The organism is Fulvivirga lutimaris, from assembly GCF_009711525.1.
Lineage (GTDB): Bacteria > Bacteroidota > Bacteroidia > Cytophagales > Cyclobacteriaceae > Fulvivirga > Fulvivirga lutimaris.
Genome location: NZ_SMLV01000407.1, coordinates 15,171 through 32,199, shown reverse-complemented (window position 1 = coordinate 32,199; position 17,029 = coordinate 15,171). Strand labels below are relative to the sequence as shown.

Here is a 17,029-nt window from a genome sequence, read left to right as displayed (position 1 = left end):
AGAATAGAAGTTTCCTAAACTTTAGATCCAGGTTCGATTCCTGGAGAGGCCACTTAATCTTTTCATACCTGAGATCCAATTCTTAACAAATCTGAATAAACTCCTCTGGCGGTAACTTCAGCACCGGCACCAGCACCTTGAATAACCATAGGCTGTTCTCCATAACCCTTGGTATAGATTTCAAAAATCGAGTCTGCATTTTTTATATTACCTAAAGGCGAATTTTTAGAGGCTTTTATAAGAGATACTTTTAGTGTTCCAGCCTCTGCATCTAAATCACCAACGTACCTAAGCACTTCATTTGATTTTAGACCATTCTTAATCTCTTGATAATGCTGATTCAAAATATCTTGCTGACCAATAAACTCAGAGTAATCATTCGTACTACTAAGCTTGTCAGGAATAAGACTTTCAATTTCTACATTTTCAAATTCACAAGTCATACCAACCTCTCTAGCTAGAATCAAGAGTTTTCTGGCCACATCCATACCACTCAAATCTTCGCGAGGGTCTGGCTCGGTAAAGCCTTTCAGTTTTGCTTCCTCCAAAACTTTACTAAAGCTTTCATTTGATATGGAGTAGTGGTTGAAAATATAACTTAGAGATCCACTGAATACACCTTTTATTCTAGTTATCTGATCCGATGAGTTATGTAGATGTTTAAGCGTATCGATAATTGGTAAGCCTGCTCCAACATTAGTCTCATAAAAGAAATGTCTTGCTCTTTTCTTTAAGTCTAAACGCAGTTCTATGTAGAAACTGTAGTCAATAGAATTGGCTTTCTTATTGGAAGCAACAATGTCAATACCATATCGCATAAAAGTGGGGTAGAGGTTTGCTACCTCAAGGCTTGATGTATTGTCAGCAATCACGATATTTTCAAGGCCAGTTTCGCTAAGGCTTTTTAATATTTCATTGAAGTTATTAGAGTGCTGAGAACACTTTAGTTGATCTCTCCAGTTGGTTGATAACCCATTTTCATTAATGATATACCTTTGACTATCAACCACCCCAATCACATTGATTTTTAAACCGCGCTGATCAATCATAGATTCCTTGGTTTCTAAAATCTGATCGATAAGCTTACCGCCAACGGTTCCTTTTCCAATGGCGAAGAGGTTAAGTGTCTTTATAGCTCCAAACACCTGATTGTGCACCACATTTATGGCTTTCTTAAGCCTTTTACTATCAATAACCAGCGAAATATGTTCTCCACTTATACTATTGCTGATCAAATGCATCCAGATTTTGTTTCTGCGCAGCCCTTGAATTGCTTTTTCCAATGCGAAATTATGTCGGCCAACAATGGCAATTATGGCCATATCACTGTTGACCCTGATGGAAGAAATTTCACCAGTTTCTAATTCAACCTGAAACTCCTTATTCAAGGCTAATTCGGCATTGGTAGCATTTTCAGTGTCGATGATAAACCCGATCCCCCTTTCTGATGATGCTTGAGAGATAAGTCTCACGCTAATTTCATCTTTACTTAAGGCGTTGAAAATTCGTGCATCTATGCCCACTTTCCCCAACATTCCCTTGCCTTCGATACTCACCAAAGAGACATTTTCAACAGCAGAAACAGCTTTTATCCCTTTTCCTGATCCGTTTTTGTCAATTAATGTTCCTGGGTTAGCGGGAGTGTTTGTGTTTCTTATAACAAGCGGAATATCATTATACAACAGCGGTAGAATAGTTTTTGGGTGTAGAATATTAGCTCCAAAGTTGGCAAGCTCGTTAGCTTCTTTGTAACTGATGTGCTCTAGCTTAACTGCATTGCTAACATATTTTGGACTTGCACTGTAGATTCCATCAATATCTGTCCAGTTCTGTATTTCTGCAGCCTTTATAAAGCTGGCAATTATAGTTGCTGAATAGTTGCTGCCATTCCGACCTAATGTAATGGTCTCGTCTTTCTTGTTTTTGGCAATAAAGCCAGTAATTACAGGTATAAACGAGCTTTTTATTTTAGAAAAATACTCCGTTACATTTTTTCTTGAATTGAAAAAGTCTATTTGGGCATCACCATCAATTACTTCTGCCAGAAGCAAATCCCTCGCATCAACAAAACCAGCATTTACTTCGATTTTGTTTAAAGCATATGCTATTGCTTTGGCACTAATAATTTCTCCAAAAGACAATATTTTATCTCTTATAGCATTAGAAGGGATTTTAATAATGCTAAGTGCTTTTAAGAAGTCCTCTAACTCAGCTTTTTCAATGTCAAAATTAAAATCTTCATCCTCTAACTGTTGAAGCCCAAAGAAAGACGCTAACTTTTGGGAATAATCCTTCCCTCTATAAGCATCCTCATATATGCTTTGCAATAAGTCAGTACTTTCTCCTCTTGCAGAAACTACCAAAGCAAGGCTCTTAGTTTGAGATTCACTCTTTATAATCTCCAACACATTATGCAAGGAAGAACTGTTTTTTAATGACTTTCCTCCAAACTTTAAAACTGTCCTTTCCTGACTTTTACCAAAGTTTAATGAGTCATAAAAACCTTTGATTTTATTAATGATTTGATCTGTTTCTATTAGGAAACCATCATGACCAAATTCAGACTCAATTTCCTGAAAACTCGAGTTGGGAATATGTTCTGCCATGAACCTTTGAAAACGAACGGGAATCAAAGTGTCTGAGCTAATACCAATAATCAGGGTTGGAATTTGAATCTCGCTTAATGCTTTTACCTCACCACCACGATTTCTTCCTACATGATGACTGTCAAGACATTTTGTTAAGTAGTAGTAGCAGAGTGCATTAAACCTGTTTACAAATTTTTCGCCCTGATATTGCATATAACTCGATGATTTAAAATCATCTACTTTTTCATCAATATCAGTCTGTGTATTTATAAAAGCATTGGATGTTCTGTAGGTCAATAGCGCCATTGATCTGGCAGCTTTCATACCTGCAACACCACCATCTTCAGTACCAAAACTTGGATCAGACTGCATTGCAATACGCTGAGATTCATGCACTGCAATACCCCAGGCTGATTCCTTGGAGCATGACGCTACAAGAATTAAATGGTCGATTGTGCCTTTGAAAGAGTAGCTAAACTCCAAGGCTTGGTTGCCGCCAAATGAACCTCCAATGGCAGTATGGATTTTATTTATGTCCAAGTGCTGAGCCAGCAGCTGCTGAGACTTCACAACATCGCGTACCGAAAACTGAGGAAAATCCAAATCAGTTGGCTTTGTGCTGCCATAGGGAGAGCCTATTGAATTAGCACAGATAATGAAATAGTCTTTTGGATCATAAAATCCACCATTACCAAATAATTTAGGCCACCAATCAAGCACATCGGTATTGGCAGAAATAGAATGAAAAACCCAAATCACATTTGAGTCATCAGCATTTCTTGCTCCGAATGTATGGTATGCTAATTTAAGGTTGTTGATAACCTTTCCATTTTCTAATTCAAATGGATTTTCAAAATTGTAATACTGAAGTTCTTGCATTATTTAGACTTTGTTAGTGCCTGGTCTATATCGTTTATGATATCATCGATATGTTCCAACCCTACTGAAAAACGTAAAAAACCTGGTGTTATGCCTACTTTTAGTTGATCCTCTGAGCTCATTTTTGAGTGAGTAGTAGAAGAGGGGTGTGTAGCAATACTTCGTGTGTCACCAAGATTAGCTGTCAACGAGAGCATGTTTAATGAGTTTAAAAATTTAGCACCCTGCTCCAGGCCTCCTTTGATAACGCACCCTACAAGTCCACCACCTTTTTTCATCTGCTTTTTAGCCAAATCATATTGACGATAGGATTCGTGGTGTGGATAAACTACTGCATCAATAGCCTTATGATTTGACAAAAAATCGGCAAGGGCGGCAGCATTATCACAATGCCTATCCATTCTCACAGCGAGCGTTTCCAAGCTTTTCGAAAGCACCCAGGCATTAAATGGTGATAAACTGGCTCCTGTTCTGCGGATGTAGTCGTAACATATTTTTACATACTCTTCACTTCCGAGAATGGCTCCTCCAAGAACTCTGCCCTGTCCGTCAATGTATTTGGTAGCAGAGTGTATAACTAAGTCAGCCTTGTAATGAACTGGTTTCTGAAGATATGGTGTCGCAAAACAGTTGTCTACTGAGAATATAATATCATTTTCTCGGCAGAGATTGCCAATGAATTCTAAATCCGCTGATTTCAAGGTTGGGTTTGATGGAGTCTCAACATAAATCATTTTGGTGTTTGGACGGATGGCCTTTTCATAAGATTCATTGTCATCGACATCCACAAAAGTGTGCTCAATGCCCATGTTGGGAAATACATTGGTCAGTACATATCTTGAATTGCCAAAAATTGCTCCTGAAGAAACTATATGATCACCTGACTTTAAAAGTGCGGCCATACTATTAAATACTGCGGCCATACCTGAGGCAGTTGCTACACCAGCTTCACATTCTTCTAAAAGACAGAGTTTGTCAATAAACTCATCTGTATTAGGGTTGGAAAACCTTGAATATAAATTTCCCTCAACCTCATTATTAAATAGCTGCGCACCATGTTCTGCAGAATCAAAAGTAAAGCTCGATGTCATGTAGATGGGTGCGGAATGCTCTTTTTGAGCAGTCTTTTCCATCTGTGTGCGAATAGCTAGCGTTTCAAATTTATCTCTTTTCATAATAGAAAATATTAATTGAAATCCTTACGGAAATTCCATTAGCATTTAATAAATCATCATGAAAAGTGTAATTGGAGAGGCCTTTGAATGATAGGCCAAAAGAGTATTGGAAAATTCTTCTGACTTATCTCTATTGCACAGTTTGCAATTGGAATTAGCACCTTCTTAATGACTAAGGGTTGCTAAGGTTTCAAAGGGCCAATCCCTCCACCTTTCTCGATAAGTTATGTAAATGAACGTTTCGTTAGAACGATGCAAATATATGGCTGTTTTTGTCATTTCCCATTAAAAATCAAAAAGTTAATTGAGAATTGTAGAATGACGACTTTTTCGTTTTTTGACATAGTGTACATTGGATGTGAAATTTTTACAATGAATTGTTGCGGTTAATAAATGCCTTTACAGGAACTCTTAATAGCTAATTTTCAGCTCCTTACGTTGTAAATCAGAGATTTTCATGCTAGCTTATAAATTTAAACCCCTTTAAAATGGCTACAGAAAGAAAATTTCATCAACAGAGTATTTCAAAAGCTCCAACACTAGTTGGTTTCCTTAGTAATTTCAATACATATACTATTAGTTGGTTTCTACTATCCAGCGCAGTTACTGCTGTATATGGATATTACTTCCAAAAGGCAACATTGGAGAGTGTTGGTGTCTTTAAATGGGCAGCAACCTTAACGGGCGAGTTTATCATTTTTGCTGTAATAGTTGGTGTCATTATTCTTTTTATCCATGATAAACGGCAGACTGAAAACCCAATTCAAAGGCTATTTCCTGTTATAATCTGGGGGAGAAAGGTGCTTGTCAAAATGGGTCCCTTGCTTCGTCAATACTTATTTCTCAATGATCAGGAAGAAACACCTTATAATAGAATAACCAGAAATTGGGTGCATGAAACCTCTAACGGTGTAAGAAATACCATTGGTTTTGGTAGCCAAATTGATATGGATAAAGTGGGGACTACGTTGATAATGCCTGCAACATTTACCAATACCAAAATTAAAACAGGGGAAGAGACAGGAAGAACTTACAAGAAAATTATAGGCAAGCATACTGGTGTAGTGCCTGTAGAACTCAACCATTTTGTGCATATCAGCGCGATGTCTTACGGAGCTTTATCTTACAGAGCTCATGCAGCGCTGAATAAAGGAGCAAAAATGGCCGGCATTTTTCATAATACAGGAGAGGGGTCATTGGCGCCTTGTCATGAATATGGAGGTGGTGATTTGATCTTTCAGATTGGTACAGCCAAATACGGCATTAGAGATGATGAGGGCAATTTGGATGATAAATTACTTGAAGAAATGGCGCAACATCCTCAGGTTAAAATGTTTGAAATTAAGCTTGCTCAAGGAGCTAAACCTGGTAAAGGGGGAATGCTTTTGAAGGAAAAAATCACTGAAGAAATAGCTGGCATCAGAAAAATACCAATGGGTAAGGATGCCTATGCGCCTGCTCGTCATAAAGAGTTTAGTAATGTTAATGGGCTTTTTGATTTTATAGATCATGTTAGAAAGATCACCAAGAAGCCAACGGGAATAAAAATGGTAATAGGTCATACCGCTGAGATAGAAGCAATAGCGGACAAAATGAGCAAAGAGCCAGGTAGAGGACCAGATTATATTGTAATTGATGGTGGAGATGGCGGTACAGGAGCGGCACCTTACGTCCTTAGCTCATATTCCGGTTTGCCAATGAAACAGGCACTAGCTGTGGCAGATTGGGCTTTTAAAAGACACAAGGTGCGTGACAAGGTGGTGATTTTTGCCAGTGGTAAGGTTGCGACTCCTATCGAAATAGCTGTTGCAATGGCGTTAGGTGCAGATGCCATATATATGGCCAGAGGGTTTATGTTGTCATTAGGCTGTATACAAGCTTTGGAGTGTCATACTAATAATTGCCCCACTGGTATTGCTACTCAAAATAGACGCCTTGAAAAAGCGCTTGATATAGAAGCGGCAGCTAAACGTGTAGCAACTTATGCGGACGCACTGTATAAAGAAACACAGATGCTTGCTGAGTCTTGTGGTTATGAAACGCCTAGTGATATTACCCCTGATGATATAATGGTGGTGACTTCTCCAGGACATCTGGATTACCTTTCTGAGTTACATGGAATTTCTGCTTATGAAGCCAGCCTGGAACGCAAGAAAGCCAAAGAAAGAGGTATGACCGTTGGGGAAATGAAGATGCAGGAGGATGAAGAGTAGAATCAGCCTGATAGCAACACTATTCCGGTTTTACAATATAATTAGATTATGCTAAAGAACTTATTGCTGCTCGTGATATCATTGTTGGTCCTAATATTTTTTGAATCAGCTCAGCAATATTACTACATAGATGCATTTGATCTGCATCCAAAAGGCACAATTGTCACCTTTGGTGAGATTTTAAACCTCCAATTGGTTTGGTGGATGGTATGGTCAGCCGTAGCTGCTGGATTCTTTTATTATCTATTTAACCATCCTATAGAAAATTTCAATGGTAGGTCTTTATTGAGGCTGTCAGGATTAGTTGTAACCACATTTTTAATTACTGTTTTAATATATGCCCTGATACAGGTCTTAAAAAGTGGAGGCGAAGTTTCGGTTATTGAGGTCGTGATATTTAAAGTGTTTCAGAAAGCTCCAATTAGTCTTATTGCCTATAGTTTTATGGCTATCATGGTACACCTTTATCTAAACAAAAGGGAGTTTGAGGTGCTGGTTGAAAACATGACAACACTGGAAGATGAGATGAAGGAAATAAAGGAGAGTCAGAGTATCAAGGTATTGTCAACTAAGATTGGTGATTCGAGACAAGTAATAAAGCTTGATGAGATTATGCAAATAGAAGCTAATGACTATTGCGTAGATGTTCATACATCAGGTGGTAAAAAATATGTAATGCGAACCTCTCTAAAAACATTGGAGAAAAAGCTTCCGGCTTATTTCTTCAGAATCCATAGAAGACATATTGTTAACCTTAATTTTGTGCAGTCAGTTAATAGCAATGGCATTTCTGAGGTAACTCTTAAAAATAATGAGAAGGTACAAGTGGCCAAAAGCAGGATTAAAGAATTTAATGCCGCGCTTAGTATTTAATCTTCTAAGTGACCAACGCTTTCATTGGTTTTAACAATTTTTCGGAATTCATCAGGTTGCTTTTCATTCAATAGTTTTCTGTCTCCTCTGGCTTCAATTAGCCTCCCAAAGTTTTCTTCCCTTTTATCAAATTGCTCTTGATTTGCATAGGTGGTAAGCAAGATGATATGATAATCTGAAGTGTCACTTTCAGACAGCCTAAGTAACTGATATGATTTGATAAACTTTGCTTCAACAGCCTTTACCCTCAGTTTCTCCCAATTATTTTTATAATAATAAATGGCCTCTTCTTCATTTTTATTAAGAATCTGAACATAATCAATGGTTGATATTTGTTCGTTGTTTTGACCAAAAACATCAAGCTGTGAAATTAGCAGTAATGTAAAAAGGGTAAGGTATTTCATGTCAGCTGGTTTAAGTGGAATTTAATGTTAATCCATTCTTATAACATTGATAGGATTACGGGTAGCGGACTTAAAAGTTTGGATAAAAAGTGTTAGTAGTGCTACAAAAAGTGTGAGCATAAGACCGATGAAGTAAAAGGAGAGGTCAAACCCTTGCTGATAGGCGAATGTATCCATCCATGACGAGGAGAAGTAATAGATGATAGGCCATGTGATTAAGTTGGCAACCAAAATCAGGAGAATGAAATTTTTTGAAAGTATAAATACAATTGAGTTTACAGAAGCTCCCAGTACCTTTCTAATCCCAATTTCCTTCATCCTAAACTGACTTACAAGACTAATTAAGCCAAAAAGGCCTATTGTGGCAATTACTATTGTAATAACCGAAAAGACTTTGATTAAGCTTGAAAACTGGCGATCTGTGGTATATAAAGATTGCAGGTGATCATCGAGGAATACAAAATCAAAAGGTACTTCAGGAATTATATCTTTCCAGGCGCTTTCTACAGATACCACAAGGTTATGAAAGTTCTGCGCATCAACTCTTAAATAGATATTTCTCAATCTGGTGTGCGGGTAAATTAACACCAAGGGTTTTATTTCATTATGCAGTGATTGGAAATGAAAATTACTAACTACACCTATTACTGCTCCATTTCTTTGTCCACTGGCCTGTATTTTCTTACCAAGGGCTTCCTCAGGTGTCCAGCCAAATGCTTTGGCAACTTGCTCGTTTATTACAATACCATTGGCACTATCATATGCATTAGTTTGGGAAAACTCTCTTCCAGCAATCATATCTACACCTATGGTTTTAAAGAAGTCATCACCAACAGCATTAATATCCATACGCACCGGTTCTTCTATACCTTCTGCTGACACTGGTCCGCTACCTGTGTCACCATCCATTCTGCCACCACCAATAGATGCCCCTTTCACTTCTGGGATTTGAAGTAGTCGTTCTTTTAAAGGTTCAAAATAGCGCTGCAACGTCTCACCTGGCATTTGTAATAAGGCAATTTGATTTTTTTGATAACCTAAATCTTTATTCAACAGGTAGTCAACCTGACCATTGATTATCAGGCTGCCAATAATCAATATAGAAGTGATTGAAAACTGAATGGTGACTAACACAGACCTCATCCAGGACCCTTTATTTCCTAATTTGACGGTTCCTTTAAGCACGTCAACCGGTTTGAAAGATGACATGATAAAGGCTGGGTAGATACCAGACAAGAGTATGATCAAAAACGAAATAGGAATAAATGTGTAGATTAGTTTTATCGCCAACTCTGAATTCCAGATATAGTCTATGCTCATCACCTGAGCACACCAGCTAAGTAAATAAGGTGAAATTATAAAGGCCACTAACAAACTGCCTAAAACCAATATTGCTGGTTCTAAAATGTATCTCCACCAAAGTGACTTTTTAGAAGTCCCAAGCGTTTTTCTTATGCCAGTTTCAGTCGCTCTTGTTAAAGACTTAGCTGTTGTAATATTTGTGAAATTAAAACCAGCCAGTAGCAGAATTAGTAGCCCTACTGAACCTAACGCATAGACATAATTGTAATTACCAGACTTTGTATGTTCGCTATAAACATCGCCAAAGTAAATTTGAGTTAAGTTTTGAAGTCCATATCGAAAGTTATCAATCCTGTCAGCCAGGAAATGAGTGCCTGCGAAGTCCACAAGTTTAGGCTCAAAAGCATTAGGGTCTGTACCATCAGCCAGCTGAATATATGTTGGGAATGATATCCAGCCCCAGTCATCTAAAGTTACTGGGTAACCATAGGGCACTTCGAAAGCTTCAAATGGTCTGATAAAATCGAACGGGAAATGATTGTTCTTGGGGATAGGGGCAAAAACACCTGTAACCTCCAACGTTTCTTCTCCCACTTCTAAAATTTTACCTAGCGGATTTTCATTGCCAAAATACTTGATTGCCATCGGCTCGGTGAGTACAATGCCATTCTTTTCTTTTAAAGCGGTATTAGGATTTCCTTTCGAAAGAGGGAAGGAGAATATTTCTATTAAACTGGGGTCGGCATAGTATATTTTCTCTTCATAAAATTGATTGTTTTTATATTTTACTATCTGATTAGGTGTATATCTCAGCCGTGCTGAATTCACTACTTCAGGGAAGGCTTCAACAATTGCCGGGCCTACTGGTGGGCCTACGGTAGCTATTTTTCTATCACTGCTAGGATTATTGGTCTCATCATAGATGATTCGATAAACATTGTCCTTGTTGATATGAAAAGTATCGTAGTTTATTTGAAAGTCGATAACTGTATATATGACTATTGCACAGGCCAGTGCTACCGTCAGACCTGTTATGCTCACGAACAAATTTTGCTTATCCTTTTTTAGACTTCTGGCAGCTACTTTAAGGTAATTGAAATTGAGACCCATTGTTAAGTGATTAGTTTTGAAAAACTGTTTGATTGCAAATGGCTTGAAGAACCTAAGCACATCCATTATATAAATTAATCGAGCTTTTGAGAGACCCTGCCGCTCAACTCTGTTGTAGAACTCCTCTTCAATATCACCCTCGATCATTTCAATCAATTCTGGTTTGCAGTACCATTGAAGTAGCCTTTTGGCAAATGCAGGTGGTCCGGCTTGTGAGAACTTCTCCATTTAATTATTTTGAAAAGCTACTTTGTTTACATCTTTCCACAGTTGCTCCCTCATAAGCTTTGCTTCTTCAAGTGTTTTGGCACCGAAGGCAGTAATGAAGAAATACTTTTTTCTTTTTCCACCTCTTTTATTTGAGGATTCACCAAACTGACTTTCTAAAAATCCTTTTTCTGCGAGGCGATGAAGAGAGGCATGTACAGCACTGAGTGTTATCTGCCTGCCAGTACGTTCGGTCAGTTCATCTTTAATTGATACTCCATAAGCCTTTGGGTGTAGCACACCAATGGCCAACATTACCAATTCTTCAAACTCACCCAGATTTGTTCCTTTCATAATAGTATTAATATTATTCGTAAATGTAGATAATAAGGTTTCAATAAAATTCTATTTTGTAGATAAAATAATTCAAAACTCAAGTTTTAGGTAAGAAATAGATGTTAGTTTGTTCTGATACGGTAGGAGAGGCCGAAGTCCATGAAGTAGTCTGTCTGGCTATTATTATCTCCATAGCCAGCAGAGATATCAATAGCAAAATCATTATTTATCAGGTATCCCAATCCTGTATCAAACCTTGCCGTCAAATCACCCTCTTGATATGAGCCGTAGCTTTCGATGAAACTACGCAATTTGTTGGTGATGGGAAATCCCAAATTTAGGGTGTATATAGCAGATTGCTTTCCCGTTGCTGAGCTCCATTGTGTTCCTAAATTGGCAGTAAGTCCCATTGATTTATAAAGCCTAGTTCCTAAAATAAGTAATAGCCTGGGAGATAGGTATTCTGGTTCATAATCGCTGCTTACAGTTTTTAGCCCTACATCACCCTGAAGACCAATTGATGGCTTATTAGTGCCTGCATTATTAGTTAGGTTTAATCTAACTCCAACATTCCAAAAGTTTACTCCGGCAGCCTTAAATTCAGTATCACCAACATCTATTGTCTCATTTCGATAGGAGAATGCTGATCTAATTTCAAACCTTTCTGATACACCATATCTTAGAGAGTTAAATTGTGTCACCACATTTCCTGAAACATCCGCCTCATCATTATCTAAGGTGAAAATGTTAAGGCCTGATTGAATTTGAAAAATTGATTTACCAGTAGTAAACGGCCCAACAGATTTACCAGGCCTGGCAGTTCTTATAGTCTCGTTATATTGAGCAGAAGTATGAAAATAGGAAAAAGTAAGAAGGAGTAGTGTGAATATTGACTTTAACTTGAACAGCTGAAAATTGGGCATGCTAACTAAATTGTTTTTTATATGATTTTTAACAAAATTGATTAACAATAGTTGTTTTCAATAAAAAAAAGGAGAGTTATAACTCTCCTTTTTTGTAATCTATTTTCTCGCCTCGGTGGGCAAATTCTATAACATACCCATCTATTTTATCCGATATCTGGTCTTTGCTTTCGCAGAGATATAACTGCTTGCAGATTTCTTTAATTTCTTCCTCCGAAAATTTCTCTCTAATTATCGGAGTTAGAAATGCATTGATAATATCTAATTTTTCATCTGCAGTCATAAGTTGCTATTTGGCATAAGAAACAGAACGCATTTCACGAATTACTGTTACCTTAATCTGACCAGGGTATTGCATATCCGTTTCTATTTTCTGAGAGATATCAAAAGACAACTGTCCGGCTCTCTCATCGGTTACATTGTCAGCATCTACCATTACTCTAAGCTCACGACCAGCCTGAATAGCATAGCACTTATTTACTCCATCAAAGCCAAGAGCAAGCGCTTCTAACTCTTTCAATCGCTTGATATAGCTTTCCATTACTTCTCTTCTAGCTCCAGGTCTTGCACCAGAGATGGCATCACATGCCTGAATGATCGGAGATAGCAATGAGGTCATTTCTATTTCATCGTGGTGAGCACCTATCGCATTACAGATTACAGGATGCTCCTTGTACTTTTGAGCGAGCTCCATACCTAAAATAGCATGAGGTTTTTCAGGCTCTTCTGGCCATACTTTACCAATATCATGAAGCAAGCCAGCACGTTTGGCTTGCTTAGTATTTAAACCAAGTTCAGAGGCCATAGTGGCACAAAGGTTGGCCACTTCTCTTGAATGCTGAAGTAGGTTCTGGCCATAGGAAGATCTGAATCTCATTCGACCCACCATCTTGATCAACTCTGGGTGCAGGCCATGTATACCAAGATCGATAACTGTTCTTTCACCAATTTCAACTATCTCTTCTTCAATATTCTTTTTGGTCTTTGAAACAATCTCCTCAATTCTTGCAGGGTGAATTCTTCCATCAACAACTAGTCTATGAAGTGATAGTCTTGCGATCTCTCTTCGAACAGGATCAAAACCAGAAATAATGATAGCTTCAGGAGTATCATCAACAATAATTTCTACGCCTGTTGCAGCTTCAAGTGCCCTGATATTTCTACCTTCTCTACCAATGATCTTTCCTTTGATGTCATCACTTTCAATATTGAAAATAGACACACAATTTTCAATGGCATGTTCAGTAGCTGTTCTTTGTATAGACTCAACTACAATCTTTTTAGCTTCTTTAGTGGCTGTAAGTTTAGCCTCTTCTATGATGTCTTTGATTTGAGAAGATGCTTTAGATTGGGCCTCATCTTTCAATGTCTCAATCAATTGCTCTCTTGCTTCATCTGCAGTTAGGTTAGCAATCTTTTCCAAAATTTGAACCTTCTGCTGGTTGAACTTATCAAGCTCAACTTTCTTTTTATCGACTACTTCAATTTGTAAGGAAAGCTTCTCTTTTAAATCATCGACTTCAGCTTGCTTTCGGTTAAGTTTTTCAAGCTCTTTAGAGATGTGTTGTTCCCTTTGCTTGATCTTGTTTTCATTGGTGATAATGAGGTTTTTCTTTTTAGAAGCTTCCTCTTCAAACTCTGCCTTGAGCTTCAGAAATTTCTCTTTGGCCTCAAGTATTTTATCTTTTTTGATATTCTCAGCTGAAATTTCAGCCTCTTTGATAATAAGCTTAGCCTTATTTTCAAGGTCTTCTTCTTTGGCTTTGTTGGCTTTGGCCACCATAGAACGACCTACGAAAATACCAGCCGCCAGAGCTATCACAGCGCTTAGTATCACATAGATTAAATCTGCCATTATGGTATAAGTTTAGGTTTTAAGTAAACAGCGCTATTGTATCAATTACAACTTGCGGAGTATTACCATTGTTGAAATGTTCGGCAGAACTATGCTAAAGTGAAGAGGGGCTTAAAGGGCCTGATTAATTAGATTATTTAACTGATTTACTTTTTGTACTACGCTATCATCGGTGTCTACATGCTTTTCTTCCAACTCCATCTTGTCCACCAAACAATCAAAAGCTACCATTGCCAGCAGGTCTTGTTTGTCATCAATACCGAATCTTTCTCGATATACGCGTATTCTCTCATTTATAGATTTTCCAGCATTTCTTACCCGCTGTTCATCTTCGGTTTTCACCTTCATTGGGTATTCCCGGTCAGCAATCTTAATTTTGATTGAGAGTTCGTCCATCAATATTTTTTATTTGCTCAAGTGTAAGATACACTTGTCAATTTCTTTAATATAATCGTCAATCTTACTCTTCAATTCAGAGGCATCTTTCCCATCCGAATCAATTTCACTTACAATCTTACTAATTTTAATCTGATTTTGAAAGCTGCTTACCTGCTCCTCCTTTTGCTTCAAAATGCTTCTCAATTCACCGTTTTCTTCCCTTAGCATTTCCATTTCTTCTTTAATGGTTTTATGCCTATCCAGAAGTAGTGAGAGCTTTCTTTCAAGTGAGGATAGATTAGATTTTAGCAGGTCTTGACTCATTGTTATTTTCTTATTATTGCGCCTAGGTCATTTTCAAAAGCAGACATCAATTTAGCCATTGTCTTATCAATAACCTTATCAGTAAGTGTTTTTTCTTTGTCCTCAAGGATAAAACTCATAGCATATGCCTTTTTGTTGCTGTCAATTTTATCTCCTTCGTAAACATCAAAGACATTTATTCGCTTCAGTAACTTTCTTTCAAGCTTAGTAGCCAGAGATTTAATTTTATCGAAAGATATTTCTTTATCGATTACCAAAGAAAGATCACGTCTAACTTCAGGGAACTTAGAAACTTCTTCAAATACTATATTATTGTTTGCTTGCTTTAAAAGCAAGTTCCAATCTAAATCTGCATAAAAAATTTCTTGTTTTACTCCTACTTTTCGACAAACGGTAGCATTTACCTTCCCTAAGGTTGCTAATACCTTCCCATTCAGGTGATATTCCAGTGCATAATCAAAAGGTGAGTTGTGAGATACTTTGCTCTCCAATGACTTGTTAGTGAGCTTGCCCAGCACCGCATTGACCACAGCTGATAGGTCATGAAAAGTTACTTTGCTCAGCTTCTCAGCCCAATGTTCAGCTTCAACATTTCCTGTTATTAAAATGCCTAACCTATTCGACTCTTTGTACTTGTCTTCCTGAAGCTTATAAGTTTTGCCAAACTCAAATATTTTAAGGTCAGCCTGCTTTCTGTTGATGTTGTGGGCAGCCACCTCAAGTAGTGAATACAACATAGACTGTCGCATCACACCCAAATCCTCACTTAGTTTGTTAAGAATAACAACATCTTGTTTTTCATTGATGCTGCTATCACCTGCCGCATAGGCTGGTTTAGTCAATGAATTGGTGATAATCTCGAAATAGCCACGACTAGCTAGCGTTTCAGATATTTTAAATTGAATTTTATCCTTATCAGTAGCAGGAAAGTCAGCTAAATAGCTACTTCCAACATGATCTGGAAGTTCAATATTATTGAAACCATAAATTCTTAGAATCTCTTCAATGATATCTGCTTCTCTCTGTACATCAACCCTGTAAGGAGGCACTATAGCCGTAAAGTCTTTCTCTGATTTGTTTTCAATAGTAATATCTAAAGACTCAAGAATAGAATGGACCTGCTCTTTAGAAATGTTTTTGCCAATTAAACGGTCAATATTTTTATATTTTACAGCAACCTCAAAAGGATTTATTGGATTGTCATAGATATCAATAACATCTGAAGAAATTTTGGCTCCAGCTAGCTCTTTGAAAAGCAAAGCCGCTCTCTTTAAAGCATAAATAGTGATATTTGGATCAGTACCTCTTTCATACCTAAACGAAGCATCGGTTTTTAACTGATGGCTCTGTGCTGTTTTCCTCACATAGTCAGGAGAGAAATATGCGCTTTCTAAAAATATGTTCTTTGTCTCTGTAGTTATGCCCGAGTCAATTCCTCCAAAAACTCCTGCAATACACATTCCTTTACTGTTTCCATCACAGATCATGAGATCATGGGCATTAAGCTTTCTTTCTTTCTCGTCAAGGGTGGTAAATCTCGTTCCATCAGAAAGAGTTTTAACCAATACCTTATTTCCTGAGATTTTATCAGCATCAAAGGCATGTAGCGGTTGCCCAACTTCATGTAAAACATAGTTAGTGATGTCAACGATGTTGTTGATAGGAGCCAGCCCAATAGTCCTTAAGTATGCTTTGAGCCATTCAGGAGATTCACCAACTTTTACATCAGTTAAGGTAACTCCAGAGTATCTTGTGCAAGCTTCTTTATTTTCAACACTAACTTCAATAGTCAATGCATCATTATCTTTTTTAAATGTGTCAACTGATGGCCATTTCACCTCTCTGTGAAGCACTGCTTTTAGATCTCGTGCTACTCCAATGTGACTGGTGGCGTCCGCTCGGTTTGGGGTTAAACCGATTTCAATTAGCGTATCATCTTCTAAATTAAAATATTCTGCAGCTGGTGTGCCATTTGGCAATTCTGTATCTAAAATCATGATACCTGCATGGCTCACGCCTATTCCAATTTCGTCTTCTGCACAGATCATGCCTTCAGAAACTTCTCCTCTTATTTTTGCCTTTTTGATTTTGAATGAATCTCCTTCAGTTGGATATAAAGTAGTGCCTACTGTAGCCACAATTACTTTTTGTCCTGCTGCCACATTTGGTGCGCCACAAACTATTGGAGATGGCTCGTCTCCACCAATATCAACTGTTGTGATTTTTAATTTGTCAGCATCGGGATGCTTTTCACATGTAAGTACCTCACCAACAACTAACCCCGCTAAACCACCTTCTACTTGTTCAATATTTTCAAGACCTTCCACTTCAAGTCCAGTGTCGGTCAATAATTTTGAAATAACCTCAGGTGATTCGCTGAGATCTATATAATTCTTTAACCAGTTAAGAGATATCTTCATTTGAATATTATTGTAATGCTTGCCCTGCGGTTCAATTTAAAG

The 17,029-nt window shown here is 37.7% G+C and carries 13 protein-coding genes and 1 riboswitch; of the genes, 2 read left to right on the top strand and 11 right to left on the bottom strand.

Features of this window, described 5'->3' with window-relative positions; genetic code table 11:
• Positions 1 to 62: 62 nt before the first annotated feature.
• Positions 63 to 3,467 carry a bifunctional aspartate kinase/homoserine dehydrogenase I gene (gene thrA, locus E1140_RS14650; protein ID WP_155185333.1) on the bottom strand — a complete coding sequence of 1,135 codons (3,405 nt, stop codon included), beginning with the start codon at positions 3,465 to 3,467 and terminating at the stop codon, positions 63 to 65.
• Positions 3,467 to 4,642 carry a trans-sulfuration enzyme family protein gene (locus E1140_RS14645; RefSeq protein WP_155185329.1) on the bottom strand — a complete coding sequence of 392 codons (1,176 nt, stop codon included), beginning with the start codon at positions 4,640 to 4,642 and terminating at the stop codon, positions 3,467 to 3,469. The genes thrA and E1140_RS14645 overlap by 1 nt, the downstream gene beginning before the upstream one ends.
• A 121-nt stretch (positions 4,643 to 4,763) precedes the next feature.
• Positions 4,764 to 4,868, bottom strand: a riboswitch (SAM riboswitch).
• A 262-nt stretch (positions 4,869 to 5,130) separates the two neighbouring features.
• On the opposite strand from E1140_RS14645, the gene E1140_RS14640 reads away from it, so the two are divergent.
• Both E1140_RS14640 and E1140_RS14635 read left to right on the top strand, forming a co-directional pair.
• Positions 5,131 to 6,855 carry an FMN-binding glutamate synthase family protein gene (locus E1140_RS14640; protein ID WP_155185326.1) on the top strand — a complete coding sequence of 575 codons (1,725 nt, stop codon included), beginning with the start codon at positions 5,131 to 5,133 and terminating at the stop codon, positions 6,853 to 6,855.
• 48 nt (positions 6,856 to 6,903) lie between these two features.
• Entirely contained in the window at positions 6,904 to 7,728 is an 825-nt protein-coding gene (locus E1140_RS14635) for a LytR/AlgR family response regulator transcription factor (RefSeq protein ID WP_155185323.1), read from the top strand.
• Here E1140_RS14635 and E1140_RS14630 read toward each other — a convergent pair.
• The 9 genes from E1140_RS14630 to pheT form a co-directional block, all read right to left on the bottom strand.
• Positions 7,725 to 8,132: a hypothetical protein gene (locus E1140_RS14630; RefSeq protein ID WP_221412702.1), complete on the bottom strand. Its 408-nt coding sequence runs from the start codon at positions 8,130 to 8,132 to the stop codon at positions 7,725 to 7,727. The two genes, E1140_RS14635 and E1140_RS14630, sit on opposite strands and share 4 nt — an antisense overlap.
• 27 nt (positions 8,133 to 8,159) lie before the next feature.
• Positions 8,160 to 10,772: an ABC transporter permease gene (locus E1140_RS14625; RefSeq protein WP_155185320.1), complete on the bottom strand. Its 2,613-nt coding sequence runs from the start codon at positions 10,770 to 10,772 to the stop codon at positions 8,160 to 8,162.
• Positions 10,773 to 11,105, bottom strand: coding sequence for a PadR family transcriptional regulator (locus tag E1140_RS14620; RefSeq protein WP_155185317.1), 333 nt, complete (start codon positions 11,103 to 11,105; stop codon positions 10,773 to 10,775).
• A gap of 104 nt (positions 11,106 to 11,209) precedes the next feature.
• On the bottom strand, positions 11,210 to 12,010 hold the full coding sequence (locus tag E1140_RS14615) for a transporter (RefSeq protein ID WP_155185314.1): 801 nt from the start codon (positions 12,008 to 12,010) through the stop codon (positions 11,210 to 11,212).
• Between the two features lie 76 nt (positions 12,011 to 12,086).
• On the bottom strand, positions 12,087 to 12,293 hold the full coding sequence (locus E1140_RS14610) for a hypothetical protein (protein ID WP_155185312.1): 207 nt from the start codon (positions 12,291 to 12,293) through the stop codon (positions 12,087 to 12,089).
• A gap of 6 nt (positions 12,294 to 12,299) precedes the next feature.
• Entirely contained in the window at positions 12,300 to 13,793 is a 1,494-nt protein-coding gene (rny, locus tag E1140_RS14605) for a ribonuclease Y (RefSeq protein WP_425482034.1), read from the bottom strand.
• A 183-nt stretch (positions 13,794 to 13,976) separates the two neighbouring features.
• On the bottom strand, positions 13,977 to 14,261 hold the full coding sequence (locus E1140_RS14600; protein ID WP_155185306.1) for a cell division protein ZapA: 285 nt from the start codon (positions 14,259 to 14,261) through the stop codon (positions 13,977 to 13,979).
• A 9-nt stretch (positions 14,262 to 14,270) separates the two neighbouring features.
• Complete coding sequence (locus tag E1140_RS14595; protein WP_155185303.1) at positions 14,271 to 14,567, bottom strand: hypothetical protein; 297 nt, start codon at positions 14,565 to 14,567, stop codon at positions 14,271 to 14,273.
• Positions 14,568 to 14,569: 2 nt separating this feature from the next.
• Positions 14,570 to 16,987, bottom strand: coding sequence for a phenylalanine--tRNA ligase subunit beta (gene pheT, locus E1140_RS14590; protein ID WP_155185300.1), 2,418 nt, complete (start codon positions 16,985 to 16,987; stop codon positions 14,570 to 14,572).
• Between the last annotated feature and the right edge of the window lie 42 nt (positions 16,988 to 17,029).

What these genes read in the sequence shown, in the direction of transcription:
- thrA (WP_155185333.1), bottom strand. Translation starts at nt 3,467, where the DNA reads ATGCAAGAACTTCAGTATTACAATTTTGAAAATCCATTTGAATTAGAA.
- E1140_RS14645 (WP_155185329.1), bottom strand. Translation starts at nt 4,642, where the DNA reads ATGAAAAGAGATAAATTTGAAACGCTAGCTATTCGCACACAGATGGAA.
- E1140_RS14640 (WP_155185326.1), top strand. Translation starts at nt 5,131, where the DNA reads ATGGCTACAGAAAGAAAATTTCATCAACAGAGTATTTCAAAAGCTCCA.
- E1140_RS14635 (WP_155185323.1), top strand. Translation starts at nt 6,904, where the DNA reads ATGCTAAAGAACTTATTGCTGCTCGTGATATCATTGTTGGTCCTAATA.
- E1140_RS14630 (WP_221412702.1), bottom strand. Translation starts at nt 8,132, where the DNA reads ATGAAATACCTTACCCTTTTTACATTACTGCTAATTTCACAGCTTGAT.
- E1140_RS14625 (WP_155185320.1), bottom strand. Translation starts at nt 10,772, where the DNA reads ATGGAGAAGTTCTCACAAGCCGGACCACCTGCATTTGCCAAAAGGCTA.
- E1140_RS14620 (WP_155185317.1), bottom strand. Translation starts at nt 11,105, where the DNA reads ATGAAAGGAACAAATCTGGGTGAGTTTGAAGAATTGGTAATGTTGGCC.
- E1140_RS14615 (WP_155185314.1), bottom strand. Translation starts at nt 12,010, where the DNA reads ATGCCCAATTTTCAGCTGTTCAAGTTAAAGTCAATATTCACACTACTC.
- E1140_RS14610 (WP_155185312.1), bottom strand. Translation starts at nt 12,293, where the DNA reads ATGACTGCAGATGAAAAATTAGATATTATCAATGCATTTCTAACTCCG.
- rny (WP_425482034.1), bottom strand. Translation starts at nt 13,793, where the DNA reads ATGGTGGCCAAAGCCAACAAAGCCAAAGAAGAAGACCTTGAAAATAAG.
- E1140_RS14600 (WP_155185306.1), bottom strand. Translation starts at nt 14,261, where the DNA reads ATGGACGAACTCTCAATCAAAATTAAGATTGCTGACCGGGAATACCCA.
- E1140_RS14595 (WP_155185303.1), bottom strand. Translation starts at nt 14,567, where the DNA reads ATGAGTCAAGACCTGCTAAAATCTAATCTATCCTCACTTGAAAGAAAG.
- pheT (WP_155185300.1), bottom strand. Translation starts at nt 16,987, where the DNA reads ATGAAGATATCTCTTAACTGGTTAAAGAATTATATAGATCTCAGCGAA.